Source organism: Arsenicicoccus dermatophilus, from assembly GCF_022568795.1.
Lineage (GTDB): Bacteria > Actinomycetota > Actinomycetes > Actinomycetales > Dermatophilaceae > Arsenicicoccus > Arsenicicoccus dermatophilus.
On record NZ_JAKZHU010000001.1, the window covers coordinates 668,482 to 683,096 of the forward strand.

General features: G+C 72.1%; 17 protein-coding genes, 1 tRNA gene and 1 riboswitch. Of the genes, 12 read left to right on the forward strand and 6 right to left on the reverse strand.

The window, feature by feature from the left end:
* Window positions 1-67: 67 nt before the first annotated feature.
* Complete coding sequence (locus MM438_RS03205) at window positions 68-307, reverse strand: DUF2530 domain-containing protein (RefSeq protein ID WP_241451016.1); 240 nt, start codon at window positions 305-307, stop codon at window positions 68-70.
* Window positions 308-378: 71 nt separating this feature from the next.
* Here MM438_RS03205 and MM438_RS03210 point away from each other — a divergent pair, with 71 nt between their 5' ends.
* The 5 genes from MM438_RS03210 (at window position 379) to MM438_RS03230 (ending at window position 4,813) form a co-directional block, all read left to right on the forward strand.
* A complete protein-coding gene (locus tag MM438_RS03210; protein ID WP_241451018.1) occupies window positions 379-1,875 on the forward strand; it encodes an NCS2 family permease in 1,497 nt (498 codons plus the stop codon).
* A gap of 97 nt (window positions 1,876-1,972) precedes the next feature.
* Window positions 1,973-2,635, forward strand: a complete 663-nt coding sequence (gene deoC / locus MM438_RS03215; RefSeq protein ID WP_241451020.1) for a deoxyribose-phosphate aldolase — start codon at window positions 1,973-1,975, stop codon at window positions 2,633-2,635.
* A gap of 199 nt (window positions 2,636-2,834) precedes the next feature.
* A complete protein-coding gene (locus tag MM438_RS03220; RefSeq protein ID WP_241451022.1) occupies window positions 2,835-3,026 on the forward strand; it encodes a hypothetical protein in 192 nt (63 codons plus the stop codon).
* Between the two features lie 84 nt (window positions 3,027-3,110).
* Window positions 3,111-3,527: a MarR family winged helix-turn-helix transcriptional regulator gene (locus MM438_RS03225; protein WP_241451024.1), complete on the forward strand. Its 417-nt coding sequence runs from the start codon at window positions 3,111-3,113 to the stop codon at window positions 3,525-3,527.
* Window positions 3,524-4,813 (forward strand): MFS transporter, encoded by a 1,290-nt coding sequence (locus tag MM438_RS03230; protein ID WP_241451026.1) that lies wholly within the window; start codon window positions 3,524-3,526, stop codon window positions 4,811-4,813. The genes MM438_RS03225 and MM438_RS03230 overlap by 4 nt, the downstream gene beginning before the upstream one ends.
* A gap of 151 nt (window positions 4,814-4,964) precedes the next feature.
* On the opposite strand, the gene serC is transcribed toward MM438_RS03230, so the two are convergent.
* The 3 genes from serC to MM438_RS03245 form a co-directional block, all read right to left on the reverse strand.
* A complete protein-coding gene (gene serC / locus MM438_RS03235; RefSeq protein WP_241451028.1) occupies window positions 4,965-6,095 on the reverse strand; it encodes a phosphoserine transaminase in 1,131 nt (376 codons plus the stop codon).
* 99 nt (window positions 6,096-6,194) lie between these two features.
* A complete protein-coding gene (locus MM438_RS03240) occupies window positions 6,195-7,283 on the reverse strand; it encodes a citrate synthase 2 (RefSeq protein ID WP_241451029.1) in 1,089 nt (362 codons plus the stop codon).
* Complete coding sequence (locus MM438_RS03245; RefSeq protein ID WP_241451031.1) at window positions 7,276-7,740, reverse strand: hypothetical protein; 465 nt, start codon at window positions 7,738-7,740, stop codon at window positions 7,276-7,278. The genes MM438_RS03240 and MM438_RS03245 overlap by 8 nt, the downstream gene beginning before the upstream one ends.
* Before the next feature lie 49 nt (window positions 7,741-7,789).
* On the opposite strand from MM438_RS03245, the gene MM438_RS03250 reads away from it, so the two are divergent.
* The 5 genes from MM438_RS03250 to MM438_RS03270 all read left to right on the forward strand — a co-directional run bounded on the left by MM438_RS03250 (window position 7,790) and on the right by MM438_RS03270 (window position 11,663).
* On the forward strand, window positions 7,790-8,494 hold the full coding sequence (locus MM438_RS03250; protein WP_241451032.1) for a pyridoxine/pyridoxamine 5'-phosphate oxidase: 705 nt from the start codon (window positions 7,790-7,792) through the stop codon (window positions 8,492-8,494).
* Between the two features lie 115 nt (window positions 8,495-8,609).
* Window positions 8,610-9,413 carry a metal-dependent transcriptional regulator gene (locus tag MM438_RS03255; protein ID WP_241451034.1) on the forward strand — a complete coding sequence of 268 codons (804 nt, stop codon included), beginning with the start codon at window positions 8,610-8,612 and terminating at the stop codon, window positions 9,411-9,413.
* A 176-nt stretch (window positions 9,414-9,589) separates the two neighbouring features.
* A riboswitch (cyclic di-AMP (ydaO/yuaA leader) is annotated at window positions 9,590-9,737 on the forward strand.
* On the forward strand, window positions 9,738-10,565 hold the full coding sequence (locus tag MM438_RS03260) for a C40 family peptidase (protein ID WP_241451036.1): 828 nt from the start codon (window positions 9,738-9,740) through the stop codon (window positions 10,563-10,565).
* A gap of 524 nt (window positions 10,566-11,089) precedes the next feature.
* Window positions 11,090-11,242 carry a YciI family protein gene (locus MM438_RS03265; protein ID WP_241451038.1) on the forward strand — a complete coding sequence of 51 codons (153 nt, stop codon included), beginning with the start codon at window positions 11,090-11,092 and terminating at the stop codon, window positions 11,240-11,242.
* Window positions 11,243-11,450: 208 nt separating this feature from the next.
* Window positions 11,451-11,663, forward strand: a complete 213-nt coding sequence (locus MM438_RS03270; protein WP_241451039.1) for a hypothetical protein — start codon at window positions 11,451-11,453, stop codon at window positions 11,661-11,663.
* 206 nt (window positions 11,664-11,869) lie between these two features.
* Here MM438_RS03270 and MM438_RS03275 read toward each other — a convergent pair whose 3' ends face one another.
* Window positions 11,870-13,150, reverse strand: coding sequence for an IS256 family transposase (locus MM438_RS03275; protein WP_241449384.1), 1,281 nt, complete (start codon window positions 13,148-13,150; stop codon window positions 11,870-11,872).
* 89 nt (window positions 13,151-13,239) lie between these two features.
* Here MM438_RS03275 and MM438_RS16615 point away from each other — a divergent pair, with 89 nt between their 5' ends.
* A complete protein-coding gene (locus MM438_RS16615; protein WP_241451041.1) occupies window positions 13,240-13,383 on the forward strand; it encodes a helix-turn-helix domain-containing protein in 144 nt (47 codons plus the stop codon).
* 1 nt (window position 13,384) lies between these two features.
* Entirely contained in the window at window positions 13,385-14,524 is a 1,140-nt protein-coding gene (locus MM438_RS03285) for a tyrosine-type recombinase/integrase (protein ID WP_241451043.1), read from the forward strand.
* Window positions 14,525-14,541: 17 nt separating this feature from the next.
* On the opposite strand, the gene MM438_RS03290 is transcribed toward MM438_RS03285, so the two are convergent.
* A tRNA-Arg gene (locus MM438_RS03290) sits at window positions 14,542-14,614 on the reverse strand.
* Window position 14,615 lies beyond the last annotated feature (1 nt).

Consider the following 14,615-nt stretch of genomic DNA (forward strand, 5'->3'; position numbering starts at 1 on the left):
CGGCCTGCCGCTCTCCGGATCGAGCCCGTCACCCCACCGTGGTGGCGGGCTCGTCCGTCGCGTGCCGTCAGGCCCCGCGCGAGCGGGCGCGCCCGCTGCGGACGTACCAGTAGCCCACGACCCCGATCGCCAGCCCGGCCACGCAGACGTAGGGCCACCAGGACCGGCCCTGGGCGTGGAAGCCGGGGACCAGCAGGATGACGACGAGGGCGACCGCCCACAGCCACAGGCCGAGCACCACCACCCGGTCGGTGCGCACCCGCACGACGGGCAGCGTCGTGGCGTCGATGCTCGGGCGGCGGGCCATGCGCCCAGCCTAGGTGGGGGCTCGGTGGACGACTACCTGGGAGCCAGCCGAGAAGTCGGTAGATTTCTCCCATGAAGCAGGCCCCCGCACGCCCGGCCGGCAGCACGCCCGCCGGCCGCTCCACCCTCGACCGCTACTTCCGCATCGCCGAGCGCGGCTCCACCGTCGGTCAGGAGGTCCGCGGCGGCATCGTCACCTTCTTCACGATGGCCTACATCGTGGTCCTCAACCCGCTGATCATCGGCACCGCCAAGGACTCCACCGGGGCCTTCATCGGCGGCGGGGGACACCCCAACCTCGCGATGGTCGCGAGCTGCACCGCGCTGATCGCCGGCCTGATGACGATCCTGATGGGTGTCGTGGCCAACTACCCGCTGGCGCTGGCGACCGGCCTGGGCCTCAACGCCTTCCTGGCCTTCGGCGTGGCCACGCTGCCGCAGATGACCTGGGCCGACGCGATGGGCCTGATCGTGCTGGAGGGCATCATCATCCTGCTCCTGGTGCTCACGGGCTTCCGCCGGGCCGTCTTCCACGCGATCCCCGCGCAGCTCAAGACCGCCATCTCGGTCGGGATCGGCCTGTTCATCACCATCATCGGCCTGGTCGACGCGGGCTTCGTCCGCAAGCCGACCGGCCCCACCCCGGTGGAGCTCGGCATCGGCGGCTTCCTCAACGGGTGGCCGCTGCTCGTCTTCGTCGTCGGCCTGTTCCTCACCATCGGGCTGATGGTCAACCACGTGAAGGGCGCGATCCTCTACGGCATCACCGGGGCGACCGTGCTCGCGATCGTCCTGGAGGCGGTCCTGCACATCGGCTCGCAGACCGGACCGGGCGGCAAGGTCGTCAACCCCACCGGTTGGGGGCTCAACGTCCCGCGCCTGCCCAGCAATCCCTTCGCGGTCCCGCACTTCGACCTGCTGGGTGACTTCTCCCTGCTCGGCTCGTTCCCCAAGCTCGGGGTCGTGTCCGCGGCGCTGCTGGTCTTCACCCTGCTGCTCGCCGACTTCTTCGACACCATGGGCACCATGGTCGCCATCGGCGGTGAGGCGGGCCTGCTCGACGAGGAGGGCGACCCGCCCGGCTCCCAGCGCATCCTGATCGTGGACTCGGTCGCCGCCATCGCGGGCGGCCTGGGCTCGGTCAGCTCCAACACGTCCTACATCGAGTCCGCCGCCGGCGTCGGCGAGGGGGCCCGCACCGGCCTGGCCTCGGTGGTCACCGGCGTGCTCTTCCTGGCCGCGACCTTCCTGTCGCCGCTGGTGTCGGTGGTGCCCTACGAGGCGGCCACCCCGGCCCTGGTCGTCGTGGGCTTCCTGATGATGCAGCAGGTGACCGGGATCGACTGGGAGGACATGGAGATCGCCATCCCGGCCTTCCTCACCATCGTCCTCATGCCCTTCACCTACTCCATCAGCGTCGGCATCGGCGCGGGCTTCGTGTCCTACGTCGTCGTCAAGCTCGCCCGCGGCAAGGCCCGCGAGATCCACCCGCTGCTGTGGCTCGTCGGGCTGCTCTTCGTCGTCTACTTCTGCATCACCCCGGTCAAGACCGCCCTCGGCGTCGCCTGACCACCGGCGCACCGACCGCCCGTCTGCGCGCGCCCGGTGCGCGCAGCCGGGCGGTTCGGCGTACGACCGCTGCTGCCCGCTCGTTAGGGTGAGTCGTATGACGGAGCTGACTCGCGACCAGGTCGCGCAGATGGTCGACCACACCCTGCTCAAGCCGGAGGCGACGCCCGCCGACGTGCAGGCCCTGATCGCCGACGCCGAGCGGCTGGGCGCCTGGTCGGTGTGCGTGTCACCGTCGATGCTGCCCATCGAGACCTCGGTCAAGGTGGCCGTCGTGTGCGGCTTCCCGAGCGGCAAGCACACCTCCGCGGTCAAGGCCGCCGAGGCCGCCGAGTCGGTGCGCCTCGGGGCCGACGAGATCGACATGGTCATCGACGTGGGCGCGGCCGTCGCGGACGACGTCGACGCGATCGAGGCCGACGTCGCGGCGGTCCGGGCCGCCTGCGAGGGCGCGGTGCTCAAGGTGATCATCGAGTCCGCCGCCCTCACCGACGAGCAGGTCGTCGGGGCCTGCCAGGCCGCCGAGGCCGCGGGCGCCGACTTCGTCAAGACCTCCACGGGCTTCCACCCCAGCGGCGGAGCCACCGCCCACGCGGTCCGGCTGATGCGCGAGACCGTGGGAGATCGCCTGGGGGTCAAGGCCTCCGGCGGGATCCGCACCGCCGAGGCCGCGCGCGAGATGATCGAGGCGGGGGCGACGCGCCTGGGGCTGTCCGGAACCGAGGCCGTCCTCGACGGGTGGACCGAGCAGGCCGGGTAGCCCGACGCCGCAGGCACCGGCAGGGGGAGGGGATGCGGCGCTGCCTGGCGTCGTGGTCCTGCTCGCCGTCGTGCCGGGACCACGATCATCTGGGTGGGGCTGCCGGTCCTGGTCGCCGGTACGGCGCGACCGGCGGTCCTGCGCCCAGGAGCTGCTGTCGTCGGGCACCGGCGGGGTGGACCACCTGCCCAAGGACCGGGTGAGCGACGTCGACGGCTTCCTCGACGTGCTGGAGCAGGAGCGCGCAGGGAGACGGTCGTCGACGCGCCAGGATGCGCCGCTCCTCGCGCGGCCGCCGCGGCCGGGGGCGGTGGCATCGCTGCCGCCGCACCGGCGGGAGGTGCTGGGGCTCATGGCCGACGGCGGCACCGACGGGTCAGGGCGGGGCTGACCCGGCCGACCTGCCGGCCAGTCGACGGACCGGGCGTGGTCGACCCAGATCGTTAGCCAAGGTAATGAGGTAGGCTAACGATCGATGACTCGAGACCTCTGCCACCTCGCCAACGACCTCCGACTCGCCTGCCAGCGGATCAGCCGCCGTGTCCGCTTCGAGGGCACCGAGGAGATCGCGCCGCACCAGGCGAGCGTGCTCTTCCGCCTCGACCAGCCCCGCACCCCAGGCGATCTCGCCGACACCGAGCGGGTGAGCGCGCCGAGCATGACCCGCACCATCGGGGGCCTGGTCGACCTGGGGCTGGTGGAGCGGACGCCTCACCCGACCGACGGGCGGCAGGTGCTGGTCAGCCGCACGGCCGCGGGCGAGGAGCTCGTCATACGCACCCGCGCGCAGCGCGACTCGTGGATGCTCGCCCGGATCGAGGCGCTGCCCCCCGAGGACCTGGCGACGCTGCGCCGCGCGACCGACATCCTGCTGGAGGTGTCCGGCCGATGAGCACGACCTTCGCCTCGCTGCGCGTGCCCAACTACCGCACCTTCTTCCTCGGCGGGCTCGTCTCCAACATCGGGACCTGGATGGGACGGGTGGCCCAGGACTGGCTGGTCCTGACCGAGCTGACCGACCACTCGGCGGCCGCGCTCGGCGTCGTCACCGGGCTGCAGTTCGCCCCCGTGGTGCTCCTCGCGCCCTGGGCCGGGGCGATCGCCGACCGCTTCCCCAAGCGCCGGATCCTGCTCCTCACCCAGACCGCCATCGGCATCACCACGATCCTCACGTGGCTGCTCGTCGTCACCGGCACCGCGCAGCTGTGGATGATCTACGTCCTCGCCGCCGCCCAGGGCTGCGCCGCGGCCGTGGACAACCCCACCCGCCAGGCCTTCGCCTCCGAGCTGGTCGGCCCCGAGCTGCTGGGCAACGCCGTCGGCCTGAACTCCGCGTCCTTCAACGCCGCTCGCCTGGTGGGGCCCGCCGTCGCCGGGGTCACCATCGCGGCCTGGGGCACCGGCCCGGCGCTGCTGGTCAACGCCCTGTCCTTCGTCGCCGTCATCACCAGCCTGCTGCTGCTGCGAGAGTCCGAGCTTCGGCCCGCGCCGCTGCGCCGAGGGGGCGGGGCGATCCGGGAGGGCGTCGCCTACGTCCGCGGGCGACCCGACATCCAGCTGCTGATGTTCGTGGTCTTCATGCTCGGGACCTTCGGGATGAACTTCCAGCTCACCATGGCGCTGATGGCCACCACGGTCTTCGGCCGGGGCGCGGGGGAGTACGGCATGCTCGGCTCGATCATGGCGATCGGCTCGCTGTCGGCCGCCCTGCTGTCGGCCCGCCGGGCCCGGCCCCGGCTGCGGGTGCTGCTGACCGCCCTCGCGGGTTTCACCGTCGCCAGCGCGGCGGCCGCCCTGGCGCCGAGCTACTGGTTCTTCGCCGCCTGCCTGGTGCCCTGCGGGCTGACGGCGCTCACGGTGATGACCACCGCCAACGCCTCGGTCCAGCTCGGGACCGAGCCGGAGATGCGCGGCCGGGTGATGTCGCTCTACATGGCGATCTTCCTCGGCGGCACCCCGCTCGGGGCCCCGCTCGTCGGATGGATCGGGGACACCTTCGGTGCGCGGTGGACCATCGGTGTCGGCGCCATCGCCACCGGGATCGCCGTCCTGGCGGCCGTGGGCTACATCATGGTGTCCGACGGGGTGCGCTTCCGATGGCGCACCGGCAGCGGTGGCTTCGTCGTCGTCAACCCGTCCGCCCCTGACCCCGATCCTGCCGAGGTGCTGGCCCGATGACCCCACGTTTCCGTCGCACCGCGACCCTGCTCGTCCTGGCGCTGTGCCTGGCCCTGGCCGCCTACGGCACGCTCGTACGCTGACCTGACCCGGCTGGTGCGCTCGGCTGCGGCCGGTGCGCTGACCTGGCCCGGACGCCGCCCTGCCAGGATCAGAGCCGGTCGACCACGAAGTCCACGGCGCTCGTGAGGATCTCGACGTCCCGCGGCTCCACCGCCGGGAAGGTCGCGATCCGCAGCTGGTTGCGCCCGAGCCTGCGGTAGGGCTCGGTGTCGACGATGCCGTTGGCCCGCAGCACCCGCGTCACCGTGGCGGCGTCGATCTCGTCGGCGAGGTCGACGGCGCAGACCACCGGCGAGCGGGCTGCCGGGTCGGCCACGAAGGGCCGTGCCCAGTCCCGCGCCTCCGCCCAGGCGTAGACCGACGACGAGCTCTCGGCCGCGCGCCGGCAGGCCCAGTCCAGGCCGCCCTGCGCGTTGAGCCAGGACACCTGCTCCGCCGCCATGAGCAGGGTGGCCAGGGCCGGGGTGTTGTAGGTCTGGTCCTGGCGGCTGGCGGCGATCGCCGTGGCGAGGGACAGGGAGGCCGGGATCCACCGGCCCGTCGCCGCGATCTGCCCGGCGCGCTCGATCGCGGCGGGGGACAGCAGCGCCAGCCACAGCCCGCCGTCGGAGCCGAGGACCTTCTGCGGGGCGAAGTAGTAGGCGTCGCAGCAGGACACGTCCAGCGGAAGCGCGCCCGCGGCGGAGGTCGCGTCCACCAGGACGAGCTGGTCGGCCGAGCCGACGCGCGACACGGGCAGCATGACCCCGGTCGAGGTCTCGTTGTGCGGCCAGGCGAAGCAGTCCACGTCGTCGGCCGCCACCGGCGCCGTGCGGGTGCCCGGGGCCGAGCGGCGCGCGTCCGGCTCGGCCAGGAACGGCGCGGCGGACGTCACCTCGGCGAACTTCGCCGAGAACTCACCCACCACGACGTGCTGGACCCGCTCGCGCACCAGCCCGAGCGCCGCCACGTCCCAGAAGGCCGTCGACCCGCCGTTGCCCAGCACCACCTCGTAGCCGTCCGGCAGCGCGAACAGCTCGGCCAGCCCCCGGCGCAGCTCGGCGACGACCCGCAGGACCGGCTCCTGGCGGTGCGAGGTGCCCAGCACCGCCTGCGCGTCGGCCACGAGCCGCTGCACCTGCGCGGGGCGGACCCGGCTCGGCCCGGAGCCGAACCTGCCGTCGGCGGGCCGCAGCTCGTCGGGCAGGACGATCGGCGGGGTGGGGGCGTGGTCGGCCATGCGCTCCATCGTCGCAGCGGTATGCCGTCGGCGACCGGGGCGCGCCGCGATGCGGACGCGGGCGGGGTCAGCCGCGCTGCACTGGACCCGCGGGCGGGGTCAGCCGCCCGACACCTGGGAGAGGTGACGGGGTGGCGGGCCGTCATACCGTGCCTGGGGTCTGATCATGCGTCGCTGGGCCATCTGCTCCAGGACGTGCGCGGACCAGCCGGCCGTCCGCCCGCAGACGAACATCGGGGTCACGATCTGGGCTGGCACCTCGGCGAGGTCCAGCAGCACGGCGGCCCAGAACTCCACGTTGGTGGCGATCGGCCGGTCCGGGCAGCGCTCCCGCAGCGCGGCGAGGGCCGCCGCCTCGAGCGCGCACGCGGCGTCGTAGCGCGGGGCGCCCAGCCGCTGGCACATCTGCTTGAGCACCACGGCTCGAGGGTCGGTGTCGCGGTAGACGCTGTGGCCGAAACCCATCAGCCGGCCGCGCCGGTCCAGGGCCGTCGCCACCACCTGCTCGACGGGTGCGCCCGCCGCGACGTCCTCCAGCAGCCACATGACCCGTCGCGGTGCGCCGCCGTGCAGCGGGCCGCTGATCGCGCCCACCGCTCCGGACAGGCAGGCGGCGGCGTCGGCGCCGGTGGAGGCGATGACCCGGGCGGTCAGGGCCGAGGGGTTGAAGCCGTGCTCGGCCACCGCGACCCAGTAGCCGTCGACGGCCTCGACGTGCCGGGGGTCCGGCTCGCCGCGCCACCGGATCATGAACCGCTCGGCCAGCGAGCCGCCCCGGTCGACCTCGCGCTGGGGGACGGCGGGCAGGTCCTCGCCCCGGGCGGACTGGGCGATGAAGCTCATGGCGAGCACCGACGCGCGCGCCAGGTCGTCGCGCGCCTGGTCGCGGTCGATGTCGAGCAGCGGCCGGAAGCCCCAGACGGGTGCCAGCTGGGCCAGGGCGCTCTGCACGTCGACCCGCACGTCCCCGGTGCGGACCGGCAGGGGGAAGGGCTCGGCGGACGGCAGCCCGGGGGTCAGCGCGTCGTCGACGAGCAGGCCCCAGACCTGCTCGAAGGGGACTCGTCCGACGAGCTCGCGCACGTCGACGCCGCGATAGCGCAGCGTGCTGCCCTCCCGGTCCGCCTCGGCGATCGCCGTGGTGAGGACGGGCAGGGCCCCGGCGTCCGCCCAGGGGCGCTCACTCACCGGCGGGGCGGCGGGGCGTCACGCCCCGGGGGCGAGACGTCATGCCCTTGAGGCGGGGGGTGAAGCGGGGGCGGGGCGTCGAGCGCACCCGCTTGTCCAGGTCGTAGCCCTGGATGAGGACCTCGAGCGACTTGGTGGTGGAGGGGTGGGAGGCGATCGGTCGGTCGCCGTTGAACACCACGAAGAGTCGCTGGTCGCCGTCGAAGACGGTCAGCACCGAGCCGTCGACGAGGTGGTGCGCGTGCTCCAGGGCACGGCGGCGCATGTTGGCCCGGCCCACCTCGCGCTCGGCCGCCTTGCGAGCCGGCTCCTTGCCCCTCTTGACGGCCTCGTAGACGGTCGGGCCGTACTTCATGCCCAGGGCGACGAGCGCGCTCGCCAGGGCGCTGGTGTCCGTGCCCTTGCCGGGACCCGCGCCCGAGCTCTTGCCTGCGCCCGTGGGCTGTCCAGCAGTCATGGTGCAACCTTCCTCGCGTCCGGTGTCGGGCTCAGCCTAGTCTCGGGGCATGAGCCAGCAGCCATCCGACCTGACCGGGGTCCCGCGCACCGACTACTCCGGCGAGGGGCTGGACGAGGCGCGTCTCGGGCCCGCCCCGTGGCAGCAGCTCGCGGCCTGGATGGCCGAGGCCGTGGCCCACGACGCGGCCCGAGGTGGGCACTCCGAGCCGGACTGCCTGGAGGTCGCGACCGTCGACGAGGACGGTGCCCCGGACGTGCGGCCCGTGCTCATGAAGTTCTTCGCCCCCGGCGGTCCGGGCTTCATCTCCGACCGCGGCTCGGCCAAGGCCCGCCAGATCGCGGCCGACCCGCGGGTCGCCGCCACCCTGCGCTGGACCGACCTGTTCCGGGTGATCCGGTTCCGGGGCGTCGCGCAGGAGCTGGGTCCGCAGGAGCTGCAGGGCTACTGGCAGACCCGGCCGTGGGGCTCGCAGGTCTCCGCCTGGGCCTCCCTGCAGTCCACCCCGATCTCCGGGCGGCCCGAGCTGGAGCAGCGGTATGCCGACCAGGCGGCGCGGTTCACCGGGCCGGCGGGGGAGGAGCTCGAGGTGCCGATGCCGGAGACCTTCTGTGGTTGGCGGATCCGCTGCGAGCAGGTGGAGCTGTGGGCGGGGCGCCCCTCGCGGCTGCACGACCGGATCGTCTACGAGCGGGTGGGAGACGGCGACCTGGACGACCCCGCGTCCTGGCGCCGCACCCGGGTGATGCCCTGACCGGCCTGCCCTTCCCCCTGCGGCCGGGGCGGGCGCGGGTATGGCGACATACCTGCGCCCGCGCGCCTGGCTCGGGGGCGTCACCGACGGGCGGCCACCGTGGCACGCTTGACGGGTGACTGAGCTCATCGACACCACCGAGATGTACCTCCGGACGATCTACGAGCTGGAGGAGGAGGGCGTGCTGCCGCTGCGCGCCCGGATCGCCGAGCGTCTCGGGCACGCCGGTCCGACGGTCTCGCAGACCGTCGCCCGGATGGAGCGGGACGGGCTGCTGCACGTGGCCGGGAGCCGTCGGATCCAGCTCACGCCGCAGGGCCGCCTGCAGGCGACCCGGGTGATGCGCAAGCACCGTCTCGCCGAGCGGCTCCTCGTCGACGTCATCGGGCTGGAGTGGGAGTACGTCCACGACGAGGCGTGCCGGTGGGAGCACGTCATGAGCGACCGGGTGGAGCGCAAGATCCTGGCGCTCCTGGGAGAGGGGGACGGGCAGGGGCAGGTGTCGCCGTACGGCAACCCGATCCCGGGCCTGGAGGAGCTGCGGGGGGATCCCCAGGGGGCTGAGGGCGCCGAAGGCGTCCACGGCGGAGGGGGGACCGCGCTCTCCAGCGCGTCCGCAGGGGGCTCCGACGAGCCCGAGACCGGCGTGAAGGGGCTACGTGCTCTCCACCTGGTGGTCAGCAACGATGTGACTTGCGCCACAGTTCGAGTACGCCGGATCGGGGAGCCCTTGCAGGTTGACCAGGAGGCGCTGGGCCTGCTCACCGCCGCCGGAGCCCTCCCCGGAAGCCGGGTCCGGGTCAGTGCGGACGGCGACCGCATCGTCGTCGTGGGTGTGAATTCTCCTGCTGAGCAAGGGGTTTCACTGCCCGTGGAGGTGGCTTCACATGTGTTCGTCGACGAGTTGTCACCGGTGTGACCCATCATCACCCAGGGGTCTGTGACGTCGCTGAGCGTTGTCACGCGTGCTGCTCGTCCCTCGCCGCCTTAATCCATTCGTGACCTGAGCGTGACAATGCCCGGAAGGTCCGCTACGTTCGTCGTGGCCCTTCTCCCCCTGGAAGGTCCGCAGCTGGAGACGCCGAGTCCTGTCACTCCAGCTGGTTGCTTATTCCGCTGACAGGAGCGGGGGACCCACCTTTGGTGCGCGAGCACCACGGGGTGAAGCCACCTTGGTGGCCGGGCGTCGTTAACTTCCGCCCGAACCCGACAGCTAACTTCGCAGGCGTTCGAGAGGTTAATCGTGTCCATTCGCTCCAACGGTCGTCACCGCACGGCCGATGTCTCGTCTGCCACCCTGCTGATCGACGCCGCCAAGCACCACTCCGCTCCCTCGGTCAAGGTCGCCACCGTTGCCGCCGCCTCTGGTGGCATGGTCATCGCCGCGGCGATGCCCGCGGTTGCTGCCCCGGCTGCGTCCACCACCTCCACGACCGCCACGGTCGCGGCGGCCGGCCAGCTCGGCCAGGTGTCGAAGGTCGGCCTGAAGAAGTCGCGCCTCAAGAAGGTTCGCGGCACCGTGCGCAAGCGCACCGCCGTGAAGCGCAAGCGCGCCTCCCTCAAGCGCAAGCGCGCGACGCGTCGCACCTCGCGCACGTACCGCCGCACCTACCGTCGCACCTCGCGCACCTACCGCCGCGTGAACCGCACCTACCGTCGCGTCTCGCGTTCGTACGTGCGTCGTGCGGTGGGTCGCCCGGTCCGCAAGGCCAAGGCCAACCCGGCCCCCCGCCGCGCCGCTCGCGGTGGCATCCTCGGCACGGCTGCCCGCCTGTCCGGCATCTACTACCGCTGGGGTGGCACCACCACCTCCGGGTTCGACTGCTCGGGCTACGTGGGCTACGTCTACCGCGCCAACGGCATCCGCCTGCCGCGCACCGCTGCCCAGCAGCAGCGCGCCACCCGTCGCGTCTCCAACCCGCGTCCCGGTGACCTCGTGTTCTTCGGCTCCCCGGCCTACCACGTGGGCATCTACGCCGGTGGCGGCATGATGTACGACGCTCCGCGCACCGGCCGCACCACCGGCCTGCACGCGATCTGGTCCTCGCGTGTGACCTACGGTCGCGCCTGAGCTACCTCTCGCTGACGCCACGAGGCCCCCACCGGATTCCGGTGGGGGCCTCGTCGTGTCATGGGCGGGTGCACCCCGGTCATGGGCGGGTGCACCGGGCGGCTGAGGGTCGTTCAGTCGCCGAGCAAGGCCGCCCGCCACCGGTCCTCGTGCCGGGCGGGGAGCCGCGCGGTGTCTCGCCAGTGGGCGCCGTGCCCCTCGGCATACCTGGATCCTCAGGGCCATCGGCTCTCCTCGTCCCGTCCGTGCCTCCGAGGGAGGTCGACGCCGGCGGACGCATGGCCGCCCTCGAGCCGCTGCCCCGGCTCCTCCGTGGGTATGACGGTAGCGGCGGCTGACGTGAGCCTGCCGCCTGATGCGGTTCCCAGGGCCGGGGTCGTGCCCGATCGCGCCGAGAGGACCACCCCCATGCCGCAGTTCGCCGTCCTGATCCATGCCGCCGGCTCCGCCCACGACCTGGGCCGCGAGGGTGCAGCCAAGGGGTGTGCGACGACCATGCCGACGAGCTCGCGCGGCAGGGTGCGATGACGCATGCCTGGGCGTTGACGCCGAGGGCGCAGGCCGTGTCGGTCCGTGCCGCCGGGGTGACCGAGGGGACCTTCGTCGAGGCGGCGGAAGCGGTCGCGGGGTTCTACCTGATCGAGGCGCCCGACGTGCTCCGCAGAGCAGGCGCCTAGGGATGGTTCCGCGTCTGCCGGAGCAGCACGACGATCGTCAAGGCGGCGCCCAGCCCGACGATTCCCCATCGCACGGTGGCACGTTGCCGGTCAGAGGTCACCTGAGGAGTCTAGGGCGGACGATGCCGGCGCTCGTCACCCTTCGTGGCCGCCGACCACTTGGGGCCCTTCGTGGTCGCCTGCGCCGATGCCTGCCTACCCTGGTGGGGTGACCGGATCGCAGGAGGCTGAGGGGATCTCGTGGCGGCTCGTCGCAGCTCATGCCGCGTGGATCAGGGTCGTCTGGGGCCTGGTGTGGCTCGTGACCGGGCTGTGGTTGGACCCGCAGCGACGGTGGACCGACGCTCTCCACTGCGGCCTGGTGGTCGCGGCGGTGCAGGTGGTCTGGGACGTGGCGGCAGCACGGCGGCGGCGTCCCTAGGACAGTGGAGCCAGCGGCATCCCGCGGCGCAAGGATGCCCGCGGGTGCCTCAGCGCTGCCGGCGCGCTCGCCGAGCCGGCAAGACATTGCCCAGGGTTGTGAGCACGGCACCGACAGCGGTCGCCAGCCAAGACCCCACAGCCCTCGACGGCGCTACCCCGCCAGCGGGACTGTCGGATTATCGGTGGGCGGGGTGCCCAGCGTTCTTAGGTGGTCGAGGGGGTGATGCGTCCCTCGAAGGTGATGGCGAAGGCGTTCAGGGGTGCCTTCCACCGGATGACCCATCGTGCCCTGCCTCTCCCGGTGGGGTCCAGGGAACGGGTCACCAGGTAGAGACACTTCAACGCGGCGGCGTCGTTCGGGAAGTGCCCTCGCGCACGGACGGCGCGCCGGTAGCGGGCGTTCAACGACTCGATCGCGTTGGTCGTGCAGATGACCTTGCGGATCTCGACGTCGTAGTCGAGGAAGGGCACGAACTCGTTCCACGCGCCTCGCCACATGCGGATCGCGGCGGGACAGACGGGCTCCCACGTGGCGGCGAAGTCCTCGAACCGTGCGGCGGCCTGCTCGGCGTTGACGGCCGTGTACACGGGCCGCAGGTCCTTGGCCATCGCGTCCCAGTGCTGGCGGGCCGCGTACCGGAACGTGTTCCGGATCAAGTGCACGACGCACGTCTGTACGGCGGCGAGCTCCCATGTCGTGGTGATCGCCTCGGGCAGTCCTTTCAGCCCGTCGCACACGGCGATGCACACGTCCTCGACACCGCGGTTCTTGATCTCGGTGAGCACGCCCAGCCAGAACTTTGCGCCCTCCCCACCGTCGCCGGCCCAGATCCCGAGGATGTCGCGTTCCCCGGCGGTCGTCACGCCGATGACGATGTAGAAGGGCTTGTTGGTGACCTGCCCGTCACGGACCTTCACCACGAGCGCGTCGATGAAGATCACCGGGTACACGCGGTCCAGGGGCCGGTGCTGCCACTCAGACATCTCCGCGGCGACCTTCTCGGTGATCCGACTGATCGTGTCCTTGGACACCGACGCGCCATACACCTCGGCGAAGTGCGCCGCGATCTCACCGGTGGTCAACCCGCGCGCCGACAAGGACAGGACGAGCTGGTCGACGCCGTCCAGACGGCGTTGCCGCTTCCGGACGATCTTCGGGTCGAATGTGCCGTCCCGGTCCCGCGGAACGTCGATCGTGACCGGCCCGATCTGCGTGAGCACCGTCTTGGATCGGGTGCCGTTCCGCTCGTTCCCGCCCCCGTCGACCGGCGCCGGCTTCGCGTGCCGATCCGAGTGCTCGTAGCCGAGGTGCTCGGTCAGCTCTTCCTCCAGAGCGGTCTCCAGCACCTGCTTGGTCAGGCCCGTCAGCACACCGTCGGGGCCGACCAGGTCGACTCCTTCAGCGCGGGCCTGGTCCACCAGACGCTGCGCCAGCGCCTGCTTGTCGTCATCGTTGAGGTCCACGACCCCAATCGTGTTCGTCATGCTGCCTGCTCTCCCGCCGAGCACCGCTCAGCGCGTCAGGCCGAACCCCCACCCACCGTTGTTCTGACACTCCCTGGACGATCGACGACGTGGCGACCTTCCTCAGCGTGAGCGTCCCGACGATCTATCAGTGGCGCCACCGCGGCGACGGTCCGCCGTGCATGCGCCTCGGCAAGCATCTGCGGTTCGACCCCGCCGCGGTGCGGGCCTGGGCCGTGTCCAAGGCCGCCTGACATGGCCACGATCAGCAAGGACCCTCGCGACGGGAAGTGGCTGGCTCGCTGGCGCGATCCGACCGGTGCTCAGCGGAAGAAGTCCTTCCGGCGCAAGGTCGACGCCGGGCGGTTCCTCTCCGAGCTGCAGGCGGAGATGAACCGTGGGGCCTACCTCGACCCGGCTGCGGGCAAGGTGCGCTTCGAGGTCTACGCGAAGACGTGGATGGCCGGACTTGGGCACCTCAAGCCGAGCACGGCGTTGCGCTATCGGGAGGTGGCGCGCACGCACGTGATCCCGAAGTGGGGGCCGTGGCCGCTGGCCCAGGTCGCGCGCTCGGACGTGGCCGCCTGGATCGGTGACCTTGTCGGGCAGGGCATGTCGCCCGGCCTCGTGCGCAAGGTGTACCTCGTCGCGTCGATGATCTTCGAGGCCGCGGTGGCCGATCACCGCATCGCGCGCAATCCCGCCACGGGTGTGCGCCTGCCGCGTCAGCCGCGCCGTGAGCCGCGGTTCCTGACCGCCGCGCAGTTGCAGCAGCTCGTGGACGCGGCGGGGGACAACGGCCTGCAGGTGCTCGTGCTCGCGCTGACAGGTCTGCGGTTCGGGGAGTTCGCGGCGCTCAAGATCGGGCGGGTCGATCCGGTGCGCAACCGGCTGACCGTGGCCGAGTCCGTGAGCGTCGTCGGGTCCAAGCTCGTGTGGACGACCCCGAAGACGCATCAGGTCCGGTCGGTGCCGGTGCCACCGGCGCTCATGCGCCACATCGAGGAGCAGTGCCGGGGGAGGGGCGCCGACGATCTGGCCTTCCCTGCCCCGATGGGTGGTCCGCTGCGGCTCAACAACTGGCGGCGTCGTGTCTTCGACCCTGCCGTCGAGAGGGCTGGGCTGGTGGACCTGACCCCGCACGATCTGCGGCACACGGCGGCGTCGCTGGCGATCGCGGCGGGCGCCAACGTCAAGGCGGTGCAGCAGATGTTGGGCCACGCCTCGGCGGCCATGACTCTGGACGTCTACGCGGGTCTCTTCCCGGACGATCTCGATGCCGTCGGCCGGTCGCTGGAGGCACACGTGGCTCTGGCGGGTGTGCCACAGATGTGCCACAAGAGCCCCTCGGGGGCCCTCGACATGCTGGCGATCAACCCCGGAAAGGGGCTCTGACCTGTGGTGATGTGGGGTGCCCCCGGCAGGATTCGAACCTGCGACACCCGCTTTAGGAGAGCGGTGCTCTATCCCCTGAGCTACGAGGGCG